At 38.5% G+C, this 14,092-nt stretch carries 17 protein-coding genes; 12 read left to right on the top strand and 5 right to left on the bottom strand.

Annotated elements, in window-relative coordinates; translation table 11 throughout:
- Positions 1 to 24 precede the first annotated feature (24 nt).
- Positions 25 to 780 (top strand): tetratricopeptide repeat protein, encoded by a 756-nt coding sequence (locus DVR12_RS18620; RefSeq protein ID WP_116977298.1) that lies wholly within the window; start codon positions 25 to 27, stop codon positions 778 to 780.
- Positions 781 to 842: 62 nt separating this feature from the next.
- Here DVR12_RS18620 and DVR12_RS18615 read toward each other — a convergent pair whose 3' ends face one another.
- Positions 843 to 2,174, bottom strand: a complete 1,332-nt coding sequence (locus tag DVR12_RS18615) for an MATE family efflux transporter (protein WP_147323488.1) — start codon at positions 2,172 to 2,174, stop codon at positions 843 to 845.
- Between the two features lie 128 nt (positions 2,175 to 2,302).
- Between DVR12_RS18615 and DVR12_RS18610 the strand changes: the two genes are divergently transcribed.
- The 4 genes from DVR12_RS18610 to DVR12_RS18595 are packed head-to-tail and all read left to right on the top strand — an operon-like array spanning position 2,303 to position 4,644.
- Positions 2,303 to 3,178: a DUF3822 family protein gene (locus DVR12_RS18610; RefSeq protein ID WP_116977296.1), complete on the top strand. Its 876-nt coding sequence runs from the start codon at positions 2,303 to 2,305 to the stop codon at positions 3,176 to 3,178.
- A 44-nt stretch (positions 3,179 to 3,222) separates the two neighbouring features.
- Positions 3,223 to 3,723: an RsmD family RNA methyltransferase gene (locus tag DVR12_RS18605; protein WP_233522426.1), complete on the top strand. Its 501-nt coding sequence runs from the start codon at positions 3,223 to 3,225 to the stop codon at positions 3,721 to 3,723.
- Between the two features lie 8 nt (positions 3,724 to 3,731).
- Complete coding sequence (gene coaD / locus DVR12_RS18600; protein WP_116977294.1) at positions 3,732 to 4,208, top strand: pantetheine-phosphate adenylyltransferase; 477 nt, start codon at positions 3,732 to 3,734, stop codon at positions 4,206 to 4,208.
- A 4-nt stretch (positions 4,209 to 4,212) separates the two neighbouring features.
- Positions 4,213 to 4,644, top strand: coding sequence for a hotdog fold thioesterase (locus tag DVR12_RS18595; protein ID WP_116977293.1), 432 nt, complete (start codon positions 4,213 to 4,215; stop codon positions 4,642 to 4,644).
- 33 nt (positions 4,645 to 4,677) lie between these two features.
- Here the strand turns inward: DVR12_RS18595 and DVR12_RS18590 are convergent, their stop codons facing one another.
- Positions 4,678 to 5,298, bottom strand: a complete 621-nt coding sequence (locus DVR12_RS18590; protein WP_116977292.1) for an NUDIX hydrolase — start codon at positions 5,296 to 5,298, stop codon at positions 4,678 to 4,680.
- 118 nt (positions 5,299 to 5,416) lie between these two features.
- Here DVR12_RS18590 and pyrE point away from each other — a divergent pair, with 118 nt between their 5' ends.
- The 3 genes from pyrE to DVR12_RS18575 are packed head-to-tail and all read left to right on the top strand — an operon-like array spanning position 5,417 to position 7,049.
- Positions 5,417 to 6,052 carry an orotate phosphoribosyltransferase gene (gene pyrE / locus DVR12_RS18585; RefSeq protein WP_116977291.1) on the top strand — a complete coding sequence of 212 codons (636 nt, stop codon included), beginning with the start codon at positions 5,417 to 5,419 and terminating at the stop codon, positions 6,050 to 6,052.
- 37 nt (positions 6,053 to 6,089) lie between these two features.
- Positions 6,090 to 6,461, top strand: coding sequence for a heavy-metal-associated domain-containing protein (locus DVR12_RS18580; protein WP_116977290.1), 372 nt, complete (start codon positions 6,090 to 6,092; stop codon positions 6,459 to 6,461).
- 27 nt (positions 6,462 to 6,488) lie between these two features.
- A complete protein-coding gene (locus tag DVR12_RS18575) occupies positions 6,489 to 7,049 on the top strand; it encodes a hypothetical protein (protein ID WP_116977289.1) in 561 nt (186 codons plus the stop codon).
- Between the two features lie 20 nt (positions 7,050 to 7,069).
- Here DVR12_RS18575 and DVR12_RS18570 read toward each other — a convergent pair whose 3' ends face one another.
- Positions 7,070 to 7,525 carry an LEA type 2 family protein gene (locus tag DVR12_RS18570; RefSeq protein ID WP_116977288.1) on the bottom strand — a complete coding sequence of 152 codons (456 nt, stop codon included), beginning with the start codon at positions 7,523 to 7,525 and terminating at the stop codon, positions 7,070 to 7,072.
- A gap of 392 nt (positions 7,526 to 7,917) precedes the next feature.
- Between DVR12_RS18570 and DVR12_RS18565 the strand changes: the two genes are divergently transcribed.
- Entirely contained in the window at positions 7,918 to 8,544 is a 627-nt protein-coding gene (locus tag DVR12_RS18565) for a WbqC family protein (protein WP_116977287.1), read from the top strand.
- A 254-nt stretch (positions 8,545 to 8,798) separates the two neighbouring features.
- Entirely contained in the window at positions 8,799 to 10,199 is a 1,401-nt protein-coding gene (locus tag DVR12_RS18560; RefSeq protein WP_116977286.1) for a type III PLP-dependent enzyme domain-containing protein, read from the top strand.
- Positions 10,200 to 10,577: 378 nt separating this feature from the next.
- Here the strand turns inward: DVR12_RS18560 and DVR12_RS18555 are convergent, their stop codons facing one another.
- Positions 10,578 to 11,414: a hypothetical protein gene (locus DVR12_RS18555; RefSeq protein ID WP_116977285.1), complete on the bottom strand. Its 837-nt coding sequence runs from the start codon at positions 11,412 to 11,414 to the stop codon at positions 10,578 to 10,580.
- 151 nt (positions 11,415 to 11,565) lie between these two features.
- Positions 11,566 to 12,018 carry an Hsp20/alpha crystallin family protein gene (locus DVR12_RS18550; protein ID WP_116977284.1) on the bottom strand — a complete coding sequence of 151 codons (453 nt, stop codon included), beginning with the start codon at positions 12,016 to 12,018 and terminating at the stop codon, positions 11,566 to 11,568.
- A gap of 236 nt (positions 12,019 to 12,254) precedes the next feature.
- On the opposite strand from DVR12_RS18550, the gene DVR12_RS18545 reads away from it, so the two are divergent.
- On the top strand, positions 12,255 to 12,668 hold the full coding sequence (locus DVR12_RS18545) for a BrxA/BrxB family bacilliredoxin (RefSeq protein WP_116977283.1): 414 nt from the start codon (positions 12,255 to 12,257) through the stop codon (positions 12,666 to 12,668).
- 128 nt (positions 12,669 to 12,796) lie between these two features.
- The gene (locus tag DVR12_RS18540) at positions 12,797 to 14,092 is read left to right on the top strand and encodes a prolipoprotein diacylglyceryl transferase (RefSeq protein WP_116977282.1); all 1,296 of its coding nucleotides are present in this window, start codon (positions 12,797 to 12,799) and stop codon (positions 14,090 to 14,092) included.

The raw sequence follows: 14,092 nt of genomic DNA, 5'->3' as shown, positions 1-14,092 counted from the left end.
TTTCACTGTAAAAAATCCTGTCCTATGTTGAAACAGCTCCTGGCAGCAGCTTTTTTTGTACTTGGTGGGCTATCCCTTCAAGCTCAAAGTGTTAATGAAATGGTAGAAGAAGCCAAACAACTGGAAAAGCAAATGAAGGAGACGGATGCATTACAGAAAGATAAGGATATCCTTAAAATTCAACCTACAGAGCTCGACGCTCTGAACCAGGCCAGCCAACTATCTTCACGAATTGGTAACAGACAAAAAGATAAAGCCGATAAGATCAGTTATTTTAATCAAGCTAAAAGCTATGCCCAGGAAGCTTTAAAGGTTGATCCCAACAGCGCTCAGTCAAACCTTTCAATGGCTATCGCAATGGGTAGAATTGCCCTGATCTCCGGGGCAAAAGATAAAGTAGCCGCATCAAAGGATGTAAAGAAATATGCTGAACTGGCCATTAAACAAGATCCTAACCTGGCTCAAGGCTATCACGTACTTGGTAAATGGAATTATGAAGTAGCTAACCTGAATGCTTTTGAAAGAGGAGCTGCTAAAATGCTTTTTGGCGGATTACCTGACGGTTCTCTGCAAAATGCCATCGCCAACTATGAAAAATGCCGCCAGTTAGATCCTGGCTTTATTCTTAATTACTATGAATTAGCTAAGGCATACAAGGAAAATGATCAGCAAGACAAAGCTATTGACGTTTTGAAAAAAGCACTGACACTCAGAAATATTACACAGGATGACGCCAGTATCAAAGCGGATTGCAAGAAAATGCTGGATGACCTTCAATAATAAACTCATTCACTAAAAAGAACAGCAGAAAACGGCTACAGACTGTTTTCTGCTGTTCTTTTTTATATCTCCTTGCCTTTCCATCTACCGCTTCTTAAATACCAGAAACTCATGATAAAGATGATCACCCAATAAATGAAATCGGCCCCCCAGGCCCATTGGAGTGGGCTATGCATACGTTCTATCACTATATCGCAATACCATAAATAGCCAATTACTGCTGCGATTTCTGTAATCAGGTTCATCTTCGTATTACCGGTTCCCAAAACCCCACTCATCACAACAGCCGATATAGCCATCAATAATGTACTAATAGTGATAACACGAATACTTGGTATTGCAGCCGCAATCAGGTCGTTGTTGGTGGTATAGATTTTCAGAAGCGTATATGGAAACAGGTTAATAATAATACAGACGGTTAATGCGCATAAGAGACTAAGCCACGCAATTTTTCGGATGGCAGAAAATACAAGATTGCTACGCCCTTGTCCGATGACATTACTAACCATGGTATTGCAGGCAGCAGCCAGCGACCAGGTGAAAATTCCAAACAATCCAAAAATGCTTCTCAACATATTGGAAACAGCCAGCGGGCGCTCTCCCAGATGTTCGATAAATATAAAAAAGACAAACCAGCTACCTATACTAAAAAGGAATTGTACTATAATAGGAGCCGATACATTCAGAATATTCAGCACAATATTCCACTGAATTTTGAGGTATCTGAATAATTCATATTTCAGGTGGTATTTTTTTAGAAACAGAATTGAAAACGCTACAGAACATCCTGTGATTTCAGCAATGATAGATGCCACAGCAGCACCATTCAACCCCATATGCGGGAATCCAGCCTTACCAAAAATCAGGAAATAATCGAAAGCGATATTCACAAACTCCTGGCATAAGGATGTGGCAGCCAATACTTTACTGTGGCCACTGCCAATATAAAAGGCATTAGCCATGTTTAGCAGCATCAGAAATGGCAATCCCCAGATCCGGATATGGATAAACGAAACTGCTGCTTCGTAGATATGTTTATCATGTAAGCTTTTTGAGAAAAACCAGGGAGCAGCCAGCAGCGTAATGGCAATTGCCAGCAATGAGAAAACAAGTCCGAGCTGAATCCCATTTGAGAATAATTGCCCGATGCCGCTAAACTGCCGTTGTCCGGCCCGCCGGGCGATCAATACCTGCATGCCATTGTTCAGTCCATATGCAATCATATACATTACCAGGTAATAAATACCGGCAATACCATTGGCAGCCAGTTCAAATTCGCCCAACCTGCCCAGGAACGCCGTATTAGTGATATGATTGATCTGAGGGATAATTAGTGCCAGGCAAATTGGACCTGCAATCTTTAGAATTTCCCGGTAATTGACTTCCAGCTGCATATGATAGATAATAGGTGCGGGCAACAAAGATAGGGGGTATTGTCATCATCTCTTCATATAAAAAGAACAAAAGCACTGTACCAATAACTGAAAAAGATTATTATTGTAATTCATTTGAATGGTAAAATATGCACGTAGCTTACAACATATTTCCAGCTTTTACAGTAGATGATGAAACTTTACTGGAAACAGATCTCACTGCCTGTAGTTTATTAGTGCTTGTGGGGAATGGGACGTTTAGTTATGTAGTGTACGATACAGCAGCCAATAAGTTTCTTGCCCTGAAATCCTACAAATATACGCCTAGTAAACTGGCTGTGGCGGATTTGGAAATGATTGAACAGGTTTTTGATACGGATAAACTCCTGTTAACAGCCTTTAAATCTGTATTGCTGGCATTTAAGACCAGCGACCAGGTAATTGTACCTTCATGCTATTATAATCCTTCGCTTAAAAAGGATTATCTGCATTTTTCGGTATCTGAAAAAATACAGGAAGCGGTGCTGGCAGATCAGAGCAATAAGATGGATGCCGTAAATATCTACAGTGTAGATAAGGATTTGCTGGGTTTTCTGCGGAAAGAGTTTTCTACTGATCTTGTAATCCATGCAAATACAGCCCTTTTGCAATCCTATCCGATGGATTTTGATTTTAATGCAGCGGAAGGAATTGTATTCATAGAAGTTGAGCAGCTGAGCTTTACAATGACTGTTTATAAAGGTGGAAAACTGTTAATACAGAAGGAAGCCGACTATGAAGGAGGGCTGGATGTGGTTTATGCAATGGTGAATATCCTACGGCAATTAGGGCTGAATGAGCAGTTAGTGAAGGTGAAATTAGGTGGAACAGTAGCTACAGATGCAGGTGTTTACCAGGAAATGTATAAGTTTATTCCACATCTCGAGTGGATTCAACGGGTTCCTGGATTTAATTACATCACTAAAATGCAGGAAATACCGGGTTATTTTTTTCATAATTTGTATGCGTTAGCATTATGCGTATAATCGGAGGGAACAGTGGGGGAAGGAAAATACAACCGCCCGCAAAGATGCCGCACACACGGCCTACTACAGATATTGCCAAGGGTGGTTTATTCAATATTTTAGAGAACAACCTGGACATTTCAAGCTTAAAAACATTAGATCTCTTCGGAGGAACCGGAAGTATTACTTATGAACTGGCTTCCAGAGGAGCAACAGATCTGACAATAGTGGAAAAAGACCCCGCTATGGCGGCTTTTATCAGTAAAACAGCTACATCATTGGGAATAGAACATTTGAAAGTCGTGAAAATGGACGTTTTCAAATATCTGCAGCAGTGTACAGAGAAATTTGACCTGATCTTTGCAGACCCGCCTTATATGATGGAAACACTTGATCAGCTTCCTATTAAAGTATTTGAACAGGATTTGCTTAACCCTGAAGGGTGGCTGGTTGTTGAACATACACAACAAAATAAGTTTAAAGATTATAGTTGGTACCGTTCAGAACGAAACTACGGAGAAACCGTATTCTCTATATTTATCAATAGAGCATCACTTAAGAAATAATCTACAGCATGAAAACATGTCTATTTCCGGGAACATTTGATCCTATTACGCTTGGACATACAGATATTATCGACAGAGGAATTGATTTGTTTGATAGAATTGTAATTGGAATTGGATTGAACAGTAATAAGGCTCCGATGTTTAATCTGGAAGATCGAATGGCATGGATTAAGGAGATTTATAAAAATGAACCTAAGGTAGAAGTTACTTCCTATACGGGTTTAACCATTGATTTTTGCAAAAAGATTGATGCAAGGTTTATTTTGAGGGGAATACGTTATGTAAGTGATTTCGAATATGAAAAAGCTATTGCAGATGCTAACAGAACAATAGCTCCTGAAATAGAAACAATATTTCTGACCCCGGTTCCAAAATATTCCAGTATTGCTTCAACTTTGGTCAGAGATATTTACAGGTATGGAGGAGATGTATCTTCATTTCTGCCTGAAGCAGTTTTGGAGGGTATCAAGAAATTAAAAAAGTAATAGTATGAAAACGATCTGGTATTCTAAGGATATATCCCTGGAACAATTGAATGAGCAGGGAGAAAATACAATGGGCGATTGGCTGGGAATGGAATTTACTGAGATTGGCCCCGATTACTTGCGGGCAATGATGCCGGTAGATCATCGTACTATTCAGCCGTATGGGTTGTTGCATGGAGGAGCATCTGCAGCACTGGCCGAAACAGTGGGGAGCATTGGATCCTGGTTAATTATTAATACAGAAAAACAGATTTGTGTTGGAATGGAGATCAATGCCAACCATATCAGAGGCGTAAAAAGCGGATACGTGCATGCCCTGGCTAAGCCACTGCATATTGGAGGGTCTACCCATGTTTGGGATATTCGGATTACTGACGATGAGCATAATTTGATATGTGTGAGTAGGTTGACGGTTGCAGTTCGTTCAATAAAATAAAAAGAAAAAGGCACTTAAAGTGCCTTTTTCTTTTTATATATCTGCAGCCCGGAATACCTCTCTGATATTAGCATAAGAGTATTTCAGGTATTTATTAATATTTTCTGGTTTAATCCATTCGATATCCTGTATATCTTCTTCGATTTGTGGGATAGTTAATTCAGTGCCGGTGAACAGCATTTTATACCAGTAGGTATGTTTTAATACCTTTTTATTTTTCATAGGATAATAGTGGAAAGTTTCAGTGAGTTTATGCTCTAACGTTATAGAGTATAAACCTGTTTCTTCCTTTATTTCTCTGATGGCGCATGTTTCCAGGTCTTCCCCCGGATCTTGCTTTCCTTTAGGCAGATCCCATTTACCACGGCGGAACAGCATCAGGATTTCGCCGGCCGGATTGGTGATTAATCCACCTGCCGCAACAATTGGGGTAAAATGAAGTGTAACTTTTTTAAGTAACTGTTTCACATCAGGAGCTACAAAAATAGCAGCTTCTTTTTTACCATTTTCCAATTTTTGTAAGACAGATTCCATTTTCTGGTAATCAGGATTCTCATATATTTTGGCGTTAGAAAGATGTGCAGGAATAGGTGATGAATCTGCACACAATAGTAAGGGCCGCTCGTTTAAATAAATGGTAATGTTTTCTTGCATGGGGCAAATGTAAGAATGATAGAATGAAGAATTATAAAATAAAATACGAAAAGAATGGACTGGCAGATGAGGGAAAACGACGATTTATTATAAAAATGATAGTACTTTTGGCGCTTGTATGACAACAATAAGCGAAAAACAAGTTGCAGAAAAATTACTGCAGGTACAGGCGGTGAAATTAAGCCCGGCAAATCCATTTACCTGGGCTTCTGGTTGGAAATCGCCCATTTATTGCGATAATCGTAAAACATTATCCTACCCTTATGTCAGAGATTACATTAAATCAGAATTATGTAATCTGGTGTTTACCACTTTCCCGGATGCAGCCGTAATTGCGGGTGTAGCTACTGCGGGTATTCCGCATGGTGCGTTGGTGGCAGACCAGTTGAAATTACCATTTATATATGTACGTTCGAAACCGAAGGAGCATGGAATGGGAAATCAGATAGAAGGGGTTTTGCAACCTGGCCAGCAAGTAGTGGTAGTAGAGGACCTGATTTCTACCGGTAAAAGTAGCCTTGAAGCTGTTCAGGCTATCAGAGCGGCAGGAGGAGAGGTAATCGGTATGGTTTCTATCTTCAACTACGGTTTTGATGTAGCGGTAAAAGCTTTTGAAGCGGCAGGCGTACCTTTTTATTCTTTGAGTAACTATAATGCATTGATTGCGTTGGCCGAAGAAAAAGGAATTGTATCCGCAGCAGAAATAGCAACTTTACAAGCATGGAGAACTGCTCCTGACCAATGGGGGAAATAACTTTTTTTGGTATATTCGAACTCTAATATTTACAATTATGCGTATCCTGAAATTATTCCTATTAGTTTTATTTGCCAGTGTTAGCACTGCTATGGCACAACAAAAGCAGAAATCTATTGAAACGGTTAAGATCAACACACCTACCGTTCAGTGTGAGTCTTGCAAGAACCGTATCGAAAGATATATTGGCCATGAAGAAGGAGTGCAATCTGTTAAAGTGGATGTAAAAAAGCATATCACTACTGTTAAATATTGGACTGATCGCACAAATATCGAAAACATCAAAACCGGTATCGCTAATGCAGGTTATGATGCAGACAATGTAACTGCTAATCCTGAATCTTACGCTAAACTTCCTACCTGCTGCAAAAAGCCGGAAGATGGAGGTGGAATGGATAAGAAACACTAATCCTTAATAATATTGGAACGGGTAACTATGACTTTAATCAAACAAGCAGAGTTACCCGTTCCTTTTTTATTTAACCCACTTAAGCATCACCTGGGAGTATTACATCAGGTACTTGCTCAGACACCTTTCCCTGAAGTATTCATTCTCCTGAAAAAGCTAGGAGCCTCGCAGATGGATATGTATACCGGATTGCTTTCATTACCGGAGATTATTAGTGAAATCAAGGGATTTTTGGAAGAATCGGGCATTTTTGAGCACTCGGCTTTTCATAATTACCTGATTGCGCACCAAGAATTTATTACAATAAAATTAAGTGATAGTTCTGAGTGGATCTTGCGGGAGGCTAAGGGTGAAAGTTATGTGCATGTTCATCCCGGAAGGCATGTTCCGCATACTTTACGAATCAAAGCAACAGCTTTGAAAACTGCTTTAGCCTATCAGGCAGCCAAACAGCAGGGGCTGTTAAATGGAGAGTTGCAATCAGATATTAACAAGTTGCGGAAGCAATTAGAGTTATCTCCGGTTCGGAATATTCTGGAATGCCAGCATTTATTGGAGCTGGTATACTTATTAGCAACAATTGATTAAACTACATTGCCAGTTGGCAATTAAAAGAAATTGAGCTTTTGTTTGGTTTCGCACTTAATTGGGAACGGAACAAAAATACCTGCTTTACCTACTTTACAATTTCCCATTGCCTTAATTGTCACTTCACTATTGCCAAGCAGACTCATCGCATTTTTCATGACGTTGGCCATATTTATTTCCAGTTTCACCGGAAAGTAAAAAGTATCCCGGGCAGGAATAGCGATGGTTGTATCCTGCATAGAATGACCTACTTCAGTATCATCGATAAATATGTCGAATTTTGCGTCCTTTAATTGAAGTCGGTAATTATTTGGATTATAGTAGGCGAGGGTCATGCTTACGATGCTTTTGGACATACCGATCTCATCCATACTGATACCGGCAACCCGCACGAACTGGATATCTTTATTTTTCTCGCATGAGGCTGCTATGATAGCTACCAGAATAACTGCTATAAATATTTTGAAAATCTTCATGTAATAACCCGGAATATATTAATGTTCAAACCTACGGCAAAGGTATAAGTTATCAAAGGAACGAAATTGAATTGGGAAAGTTTTAACGGAAGCATATTAAAGATCAGGTAATTATTATATGGTTGATAATTATCTTGTTATAAGAATTACGTATTTTTAAATTCTCTCGCTTGTTCAATAAAAATCAACATTTTTCCAACTAAAATCTTTAGTATTTTTGCAAACTGGCTAAAATGGCTGAAAATCATTCATTACTAATATTATTCGTATTTAATTATTAGTTCTATTAATTGTAAATTAATTAGTTAAGATAGTTTGATTGAAGTGTACATTGCCATCAGATTTACCTTTTAAATAAAAACCAAGGCTGTAAAGTCGACAATTTTGACATTATGACAGAGAATGCTGGTGAGAGAATATTACTCATTGAATCCCAATATTTTGCACCGATTGATGTATATAAAACTTTAGTTCAAAACGATGTTTTATGTCTGGAGCGCTATGAGCATTACCAGAAGGTGAGTTACAGGAACCGTTGTTACATTGCGGGGCCAAACGGGAGGATTACTTTGAGTGTTCCGCTTTCAAAAGGAAAGAATCAGCGCACTGTTATGAAGGATGTTCGGATTAGCAATGAAGAGAGGTGGCAGAGTTTACACTGGAAAACGCTGGTGTCTGCTTATCGTCGCTCTCCGTGGTTTGAGTATTTTGAAGCTGACCTTGAAACGCTTTACTCAAAACCTTTCGATTTTCTGCTGGATTGGAATATAGCTTGTTTGGAATGGGTAAACCGTCAGATTGGATTAACGATCCCGGTTACATTTACAAATGAGTTTCAAAAAGAGGTGACAGCTTCCGGGGTAACAGATGCGCGGGATACAATTTTACCGTTGCCGGCAAGTACAGGGGAGCCGACTTATACCCAGGTGTTTCAGGAACGCATAGGGTTTATTCCTAATTTGAGCATTTTAGATCTGCTTTTTTGCGAAGGAAAACAAAGCCTGAAAATATTGAGTTAAAATATTAAATATTACTATTCAATTGATTGATTTATAATTGATTGTATATTTGCATTCTTATTCATGGTATTTTAACACTTTATGCCCGAAAAAAATTGAGGTGGCAATCAACAAAATATTTAGATTTGCAACCTATTTTGCTGGGGTTCGAACTGACGTAGGTGTGTAAACCAGGAGTTTCCCAGTGAGGGAAAGAAGGATTGTTATCCTGATGTTTTCTAATACTAATTCCTAAAATTCATTTGTAGTTTTAAATGAACAACACCTACACAGACCTTGTCAAGCAGACGTTTGAGTTTCCGCAGGAGGGCTTTGAAGTAAACGATAATTACCTGGAATTTAACGGGTTAAATATTAAAGCTCTTATCGACAAGTATGGTACGCCTTTTAAGTTGACCTATCTGCCAAAGATTGGAATGCAGATCAACAAGGCAAAGAAGATGTTCCATGAGGCGATTAAGAAGAACCGGTATGAAGGGCAGTATTATTACTGTTACTGCACCAAAAGTTCTCACTTCTCGTTCATTATGGAGGAAGCATTAAAACATGGTATCCATATCGAGACTTCCTTTGCGTATGATATAGATATTGTTAACAAGCTTTACGAACGCAAGAAAATCAACAAGGATATTTATGTTATTTGCAATGGTTTCAAAACCAAAGCATATACCAGAGCAATTTCCCGCCTGATCAACAGTGGTTTCCGTAATGTACTCCCGGTGTTGGATAACAAAGAAGAGCTGGAAGATTACAAACGTAACGTACGTACGAAAGATAAGGTAAAACTGGGTATCCGTGTAGCTGCAGAAGAAGAGCCTAGCTTTGATTTCTATACCTCGCGTTTAGGAATTCCTCCTCGTGATATTCTTGAATATTATGTAGATAAGATCAAGGGAAATGAGAAGTTTGAGCTGAAAATGCTTCACTTCTTCATGAATAAAGGAATCAAGGACGATATCTATTATTGGAGCCAGTTCAACCGTGTACTGAACCTTTACTGCCAATTAAAGAAAATCTGTCCGGAACTCGATAGTATCAATATCGGTGGTGGTTTTCCGATTAAACACTCTTTAGGCTTCGAATATGATTACAATTATATTGTAAACGAGATCGTAGCCAATATCAAGAGCATGTGCAAGAAGAATAAAGTGCCGGTTCCCAACATATTCACTGAGTTCGGTTCTTTCACCGTTGGAGAAAGTGGCGCTGTGATTTACAGTGTAATTGGTGAAAAAATGCAGAACGATCGTGAGTCATGGTACATGATCGATAGTTCTTTCATTACCACCTTACCTGATACCTGGGGTATCGGAGAAAAATTCCTGATGTTACCTATTAATAAGTGGGATCAGGAATACCAGGAGGTTCATTTAGGTGGACTAACCTGTGACGGATATGATTTTTATACTTCGGAAGAACATATTAATGCCGTGTTCCTGCCTAAGCAACAAGCATCCGGAGAACCATTATATATCGGATTCTTCCATACTGGAGCTTACCAGGATCAATTGAGTGGCTATGGTGGTATCAAACACTGTCTGATACCTTCTCCAAAACACGTAATAGTGGGCTACGATAAAAACGGACAGTTAAAAGATTGGTTATATGCCAAAGAGCAAACTTCACAAAGTATGCTGAAGATTTTGGGTTATTAAAAAAATGGGTTAGTAATCCTACAAAAAGCCCCCCGAGTATTCGGGGGGCTTATTTTTTTCATTTTTTTATCTTTCAGTTAGACTAAAAAAGGCTTTCATCACTGAAAGCCCATCATGGCATAGGTTAGATGATATTCACCGGCATAAGGAAAATAGGATTGATGAATATTGATACAGCAAAGATATTGCACTGATTAAGATGTACATCGCCCATAAAAGTTGTAATTTTTTTTAACCATTTTGGCTTGAATTCACCTCCAAAGGGCGCAATATTTTATCAAAATGATGTTAAAATATTGCAAATGTTAATATTTAAATATCTATATAATAAATATTGTTATTATGCGTTGTGGACTTAAATAACACAGATGTGTAGGGCTATAAACGAACTTTTGGATCATTCAGATAATCGATAGCCGTTTTGCACTGTTTTTCAATCTCAGAAAAGCAGGTATCCAGTAATTCCAGTTCTCCGTTCGAGAAAGCAGTGCGCCCCGATTTAGAGAATCCCTTTACTAAGATAAATTGTTTGGTCAGGTGTTGATTTACCAGTGTTAGTTGCTGCTTTTGCTGTTCCATCATATTCCAATGCTGCATCCGGATTACATTCCTGTAGTATTGCCCCAGAGCCCTGATCAGAAACAATAAATACATGCCGGCAACAATTGGGTTGGCCAGGTATTGGAAGCCAGGTGAATAGCCCGGGCTTACAAAGATTTGTAACTGATTTACTTTTAAATAAGCTACCACACCAAGATAGGCGCATAAAATACCGCTCCAGATAAGGGCAGTGCGCAGATTTACAGTGATATAGCAAAGTAAAATGCTCATTACCCAGATCATGGTATATTTCGGGCTCAGGTCCTGCTCATTGAAAAGGGAGGAAAACATGGGTGTAATCAGCGTGGCGAGAGAAATAAAACTCCCTACTTTGTTGGAAGCTACTCCTTTATGAATCAGCATTAATCCGGCAATTAGCATACTAATCATAAAAGGTATGACGATGAGATTAACCAGATTTTGAGCTATGATATTAACTATCTGCAGGCATGATAATATAATTATATAGAAAAAGGCATAATCAAAAAGCAATTTGATCTTAGCCTGTTCGTAGAGATTGTCTGTTCGTTGTATAACATTACCTATCACCATCTTCTCAGCATTCAGGTAAATGTTCTTAATAACCGACCAGCACTTATGAAAGAGCTTTGGCATGGGTACTTGCTTGAGGCAGCAAGGTATTGTAATCCTGAGAATGAGGGATATAACGTTTGTGTGAATTATACACAATAAAAAAGAGCGCCTGTAAAGACGCTCTTACATTAAACCCTCATGTCAGTCTTCCTACTTAAAGGAAGTCTATCCCTTATTCCACTACTATTTCTTTAGGGGCATCCTGTTTGTTCTCTTTTTTACCAAGAGTTACTTTCAGGATTCCGTTTTCATATTTTGCATTAATCTTGTTGGCATCTACTACTTCACTGATAGAGAAGGAGCGTTTGAAAGATTTAAAGTTGAACTCTCTGCGAACCTGTTTGTCTGTTTCGTTTTTAGCAGCTTCTTTCTTTTCTGCACTAATGGTAATGGTTTTTTCTGCAGCGCTGATTTTAAAATCTTCTTTACTGAATCCTGGTGCTACAACGTCGAGTATAAATGCTTCCGGAGTTTCAACAATATTTACTGGTGGGTGGGTAGTAAAGTAATCATTGGTTAAGAAATCATCTTTTACAACTTTATTAAAGTTTCCGTTCAGGATATCTTCAACAAATCCACCAAAAGTTCTTGGAAGTGGGCTCTGATTAAATTTAATGTGTGTCATAATCTATTTAGCTTTTTAGCGTGAAATCAAAAATTGTTTGTATTCGCTATTGAACAAATCAGATACCAGGGGGGTAAAACTGCTATTTTGTTAGTTTTTATGTTACAGATTACGCCAAATTGACATATTGATTGTATTTTGAATGTCAAAAAGTCTAATGTGCTCGTCATTTTTTTACATTATCCTATTAGATAATTAACTTTGTAGAAATTTAAACGGAATAAAATACTTGACATATGTATCCAGCGGAATTTGTAATGCCTAGAAAGGCTGAATTGACAGATAATGGCTTCGAAGAAATGCTAACTCCTGAAAGTGTGGATGATACACTGAAAAAAGAGGGAACAACTTTAGTGGTAATCAACTCTGTATGTGGTTGCTCGGCCGGCACTGCTCGTCCAGGTGTTTTAATGGCTGTTGCCCACAGTGAAAAAAAACCAGACAGATTAACTACCAGTTTTGCAGGTTATGATATAGATGCGGTACAACAAATTCGTAAGCATTTATTACCATATCCTCCATCTTCTCCGGCGATTGCTTTATTTAAGAATGGAGAATTGGTGCATATTATAGAGCGTCATATGATTGAAGGCAGATCTGCGCAAATGATTGCTGCAAATCTGGTTGACGCATTTGAACAATATTGCTAAATATTCACATTTCTATTTTTTACAGTTAGAAATTCGAAATTGCATCGTACTTTGGTGGTTTGATTTTCCTTTTGATAAATTCGGCTTTGTTCATAGGAAAGTTCAGATCACCAATTTTTTTTTCGGCTATGTATCCTAATTTATATTACGCATTTAGAGAACTGTTCGGCATTAGTGTTCCTTTCCTGAAAATTTTAAATACGTTTGGCTTTTTCGTAGCCATAGCATTCATTGCTGCAGCCTATGTATTTACCAAGGAATTGAAGAGGCGGGAAGAATTAGGATTGATGTCGGGTAAGCTGGAGAAAATTATCATTGGTAAACCCGCATCTCAGGCCGATTTGATTGGTTATGCCATTGTTGGTTTTATTTTAGGGTTTAAGTTTTTAGGAATTGCATTTCAATGGAGTACTGCCTCCGAAGATTTACAATCCTTTATGTTCTCTGGGCAGGGTAGCTGGATTGGTGGTATTGCGGTAGCAGCGATTATGGCTTACCGTGAGTACGCTTCAAAAAAGAAGAAAGCCTTACCAAAACCTGTTGAGAAAGATATATTGGTAATGCCACACCAGAGAGTGCCAGACATTACTGTGATGGCTGCTATTGGAGGGTTATTGGGAGCGAAAATTTTTCATAACCTGGAGAACTGGGGTGATTTTGTTCAGGACCCAATCGGTGCATTATTATCATTTAGTGGGTTAACTTTTTACGGCGGATTAATAGTAGCTGCGGCTATTATTTTATGGTATGCCAGAAAGAAAAATATTAATCTTCGTTTGTTGGTAGATAGCGTTGCACCGGCATTAATGCTCGCTTATGGAATTGGTAGAATGGGTTGTCAGTTTGCCGGCGATGGTGATTGGGGTATATATAATAGTGCATACACGGTAGATGTTCAAACCGGAAGTACTACCAAGATGGCTCCAATGACTTTTGAAGAAGTTGTACAAAAAAACAGTAATTATTTCCAATCTAAATACGGAGGAATTGAGAATATTCCTCATGCTTCCTTTGAGAAACCTTCAGGCTTAGGCTTTTTGCCAGATTGGTTTTTTGCATATGGTTATCCACACAACGTTGTAAATGACGGAGTGAAGTTGACCGGTTGTGAAGGACAATACTGCAGAGTATTGCCTATAGCTGTTTTTCCAACTCCGTTATATGAAATTATAACATGCCTTGGTCTATTTCTTGTATTATGGGCAATCAGAAAGAAAATTAAAGTACCAGGTGTACTATTTGGTATATACCTGATCCTGAATGGAATTGAAAGATTCTTCATAGAAAAGATCAGAGTAGATACGCGCTACGATATTTTTGGATTTCATCCTACTCAGGCAGAAATTATATCTACTCTGTTGGTAATTGGAGGAATCATTTTCATTATTTATTGCCGAAAAAAGAATACTGCGAGTTTATCCTAA

This window comes from Chitinophaga silvatica, from assembly GCF_003419895.1.
Lineage (GTDB): Bacteria > Bacteroidota > Bacteroidia > Chitinophagales > Chitinophagaceae > Chitinophaga > Chitinophaga silvatica.
Note: the sequence above shows the minus strand (reverse complement) of the source record. Positions and strands in the feature narration are given on the sequence as shown.

What these genes read in the sequence shown, in the direction of transcription:
- DVR12_RS18555 (WP_116977285.1), bottom strand. Translation starts at nt 11,414, where the DNA reads ATGCCAAAGCTCTTTCATAAGTGCTGGTCGGTTATTAAGAACATTTAC.
- DVR12_RS18565 (WP_116977287.1), top strand. Translation starts at nt 7,918, where the DNA reads ATGACAGAGAATGCTGGTGAGAGAATATTACTCATTGAATCCCAATAT.
- DVR12_RS18580 (WP_116977290.1), top strand. Translation starts at nt 6,090, where the DNA reads ATGCGTATCCTGAAATTATTCCTATTAGTTTTATTTGCCAGTGTTAGC.
- DVR12_RS18550 (WP_116977284.1), bottom strand. Translation starts at nt 12,018, where the DNA reads ATGACACACATTAAATTTAATCAGAGCCCACTTCCAAGAACTTTTGGT.
- DVR12_RS18590 (WP_116977292.1), bottom strand. Translation starts at nt 5,298, where the DNA reads ATGCAAGAAAACATTACCATTTATTTAAACGAGCGGCCCTTACTATTG.
- DVR12_RS18605 (WP_233522426.1), top strand. Translation starts at nt 3,223, where the DNA reads ATGCCGCACACACGGCCTACTACAGATATTGCCAAGGGTGGTTTATTC.
- DVR12_RS18620 (WP_116977298.1), top strand. Translation starts at nt 25, where the DNA reads ATGTTGAAACAGCTCCTGGCAGCAGCTTTTTTTGTACTTGGTGGGCTA.
- DVR12_RS18545 (WP_116977283.1), top strand. Translation starts at nt 12,255, where the DNA reads ATGTATCCAGCGGAATTTGTAATGCCTAGAAAGGCTGAATTGACAGAT.
- DVR12_RS18575 (WP_116977289.1), top strand. Translation starts at nt 6,489, where the DNA reads ATGACTTTAATCAAACAAGCAGAGTTACCCGTTCCTTTTTTATTTAAC.
- DVR12_RS18540 (WP_116977282.1), top strand. Translation starts at nt 12,797, where the DNA reads ATGTATCCTAATTTATATTACGCATTTAGAGAACTGTTCGGCATTAGT.
- pyrE (WP_116977291.1), top strand. Translation starts at nt 5,417, where the DNA reads ATGACAACAATAAGCGAAAAACAAGTTGCAGAAAAATTACTGCAGGTA.
- DVR12_RS18615 (WP_147323488.1), bottom strand. Translation starts at nt 2,174, where the DNA reads ATGCAGCTGGAAGTCAATTACCGGGAAATTCTAAAGATTGCAGGTCCA.
- DVR12_RS18610 (WP_116977296.1), top strand. Translation starts at nt 2,303, where the DNA reads ATGCACGTAGCTTACAACATATTTCCAGCTTTTACAGTAGATGATGAA.
- DVR12_RS18570 (WP_116977288.1), bottom strand. Translation starts at nt 7,525, where the DNA reads ATGAAGATTTTCAAAATATTTATAGCAGTTATTCTGGTAGCTATCATA.
- coaD (WP_116977294.1), top strand. Translation starts at nt 3,732, where the DNA reads ATGAAAACATGTCTATTTCCGGGAACATTTGATCCTATTACGCTTGGA.
- DVR12_RS18595 (WP_116977293.1), top strand. Translation starts at nt 4,213, where the DNA reads ATGAAAACGATCTGGTATTCTAAGGATATATCCCTGGAACAATTGAAT.
- DVR12_RS18560 (WP_116977286.1), top strand. Translation starts at nt 8,799, where the DNA reads ATGAACAACACCTACACAGACCTTGTCAAGCAGACGTTTGAGTTTCCG.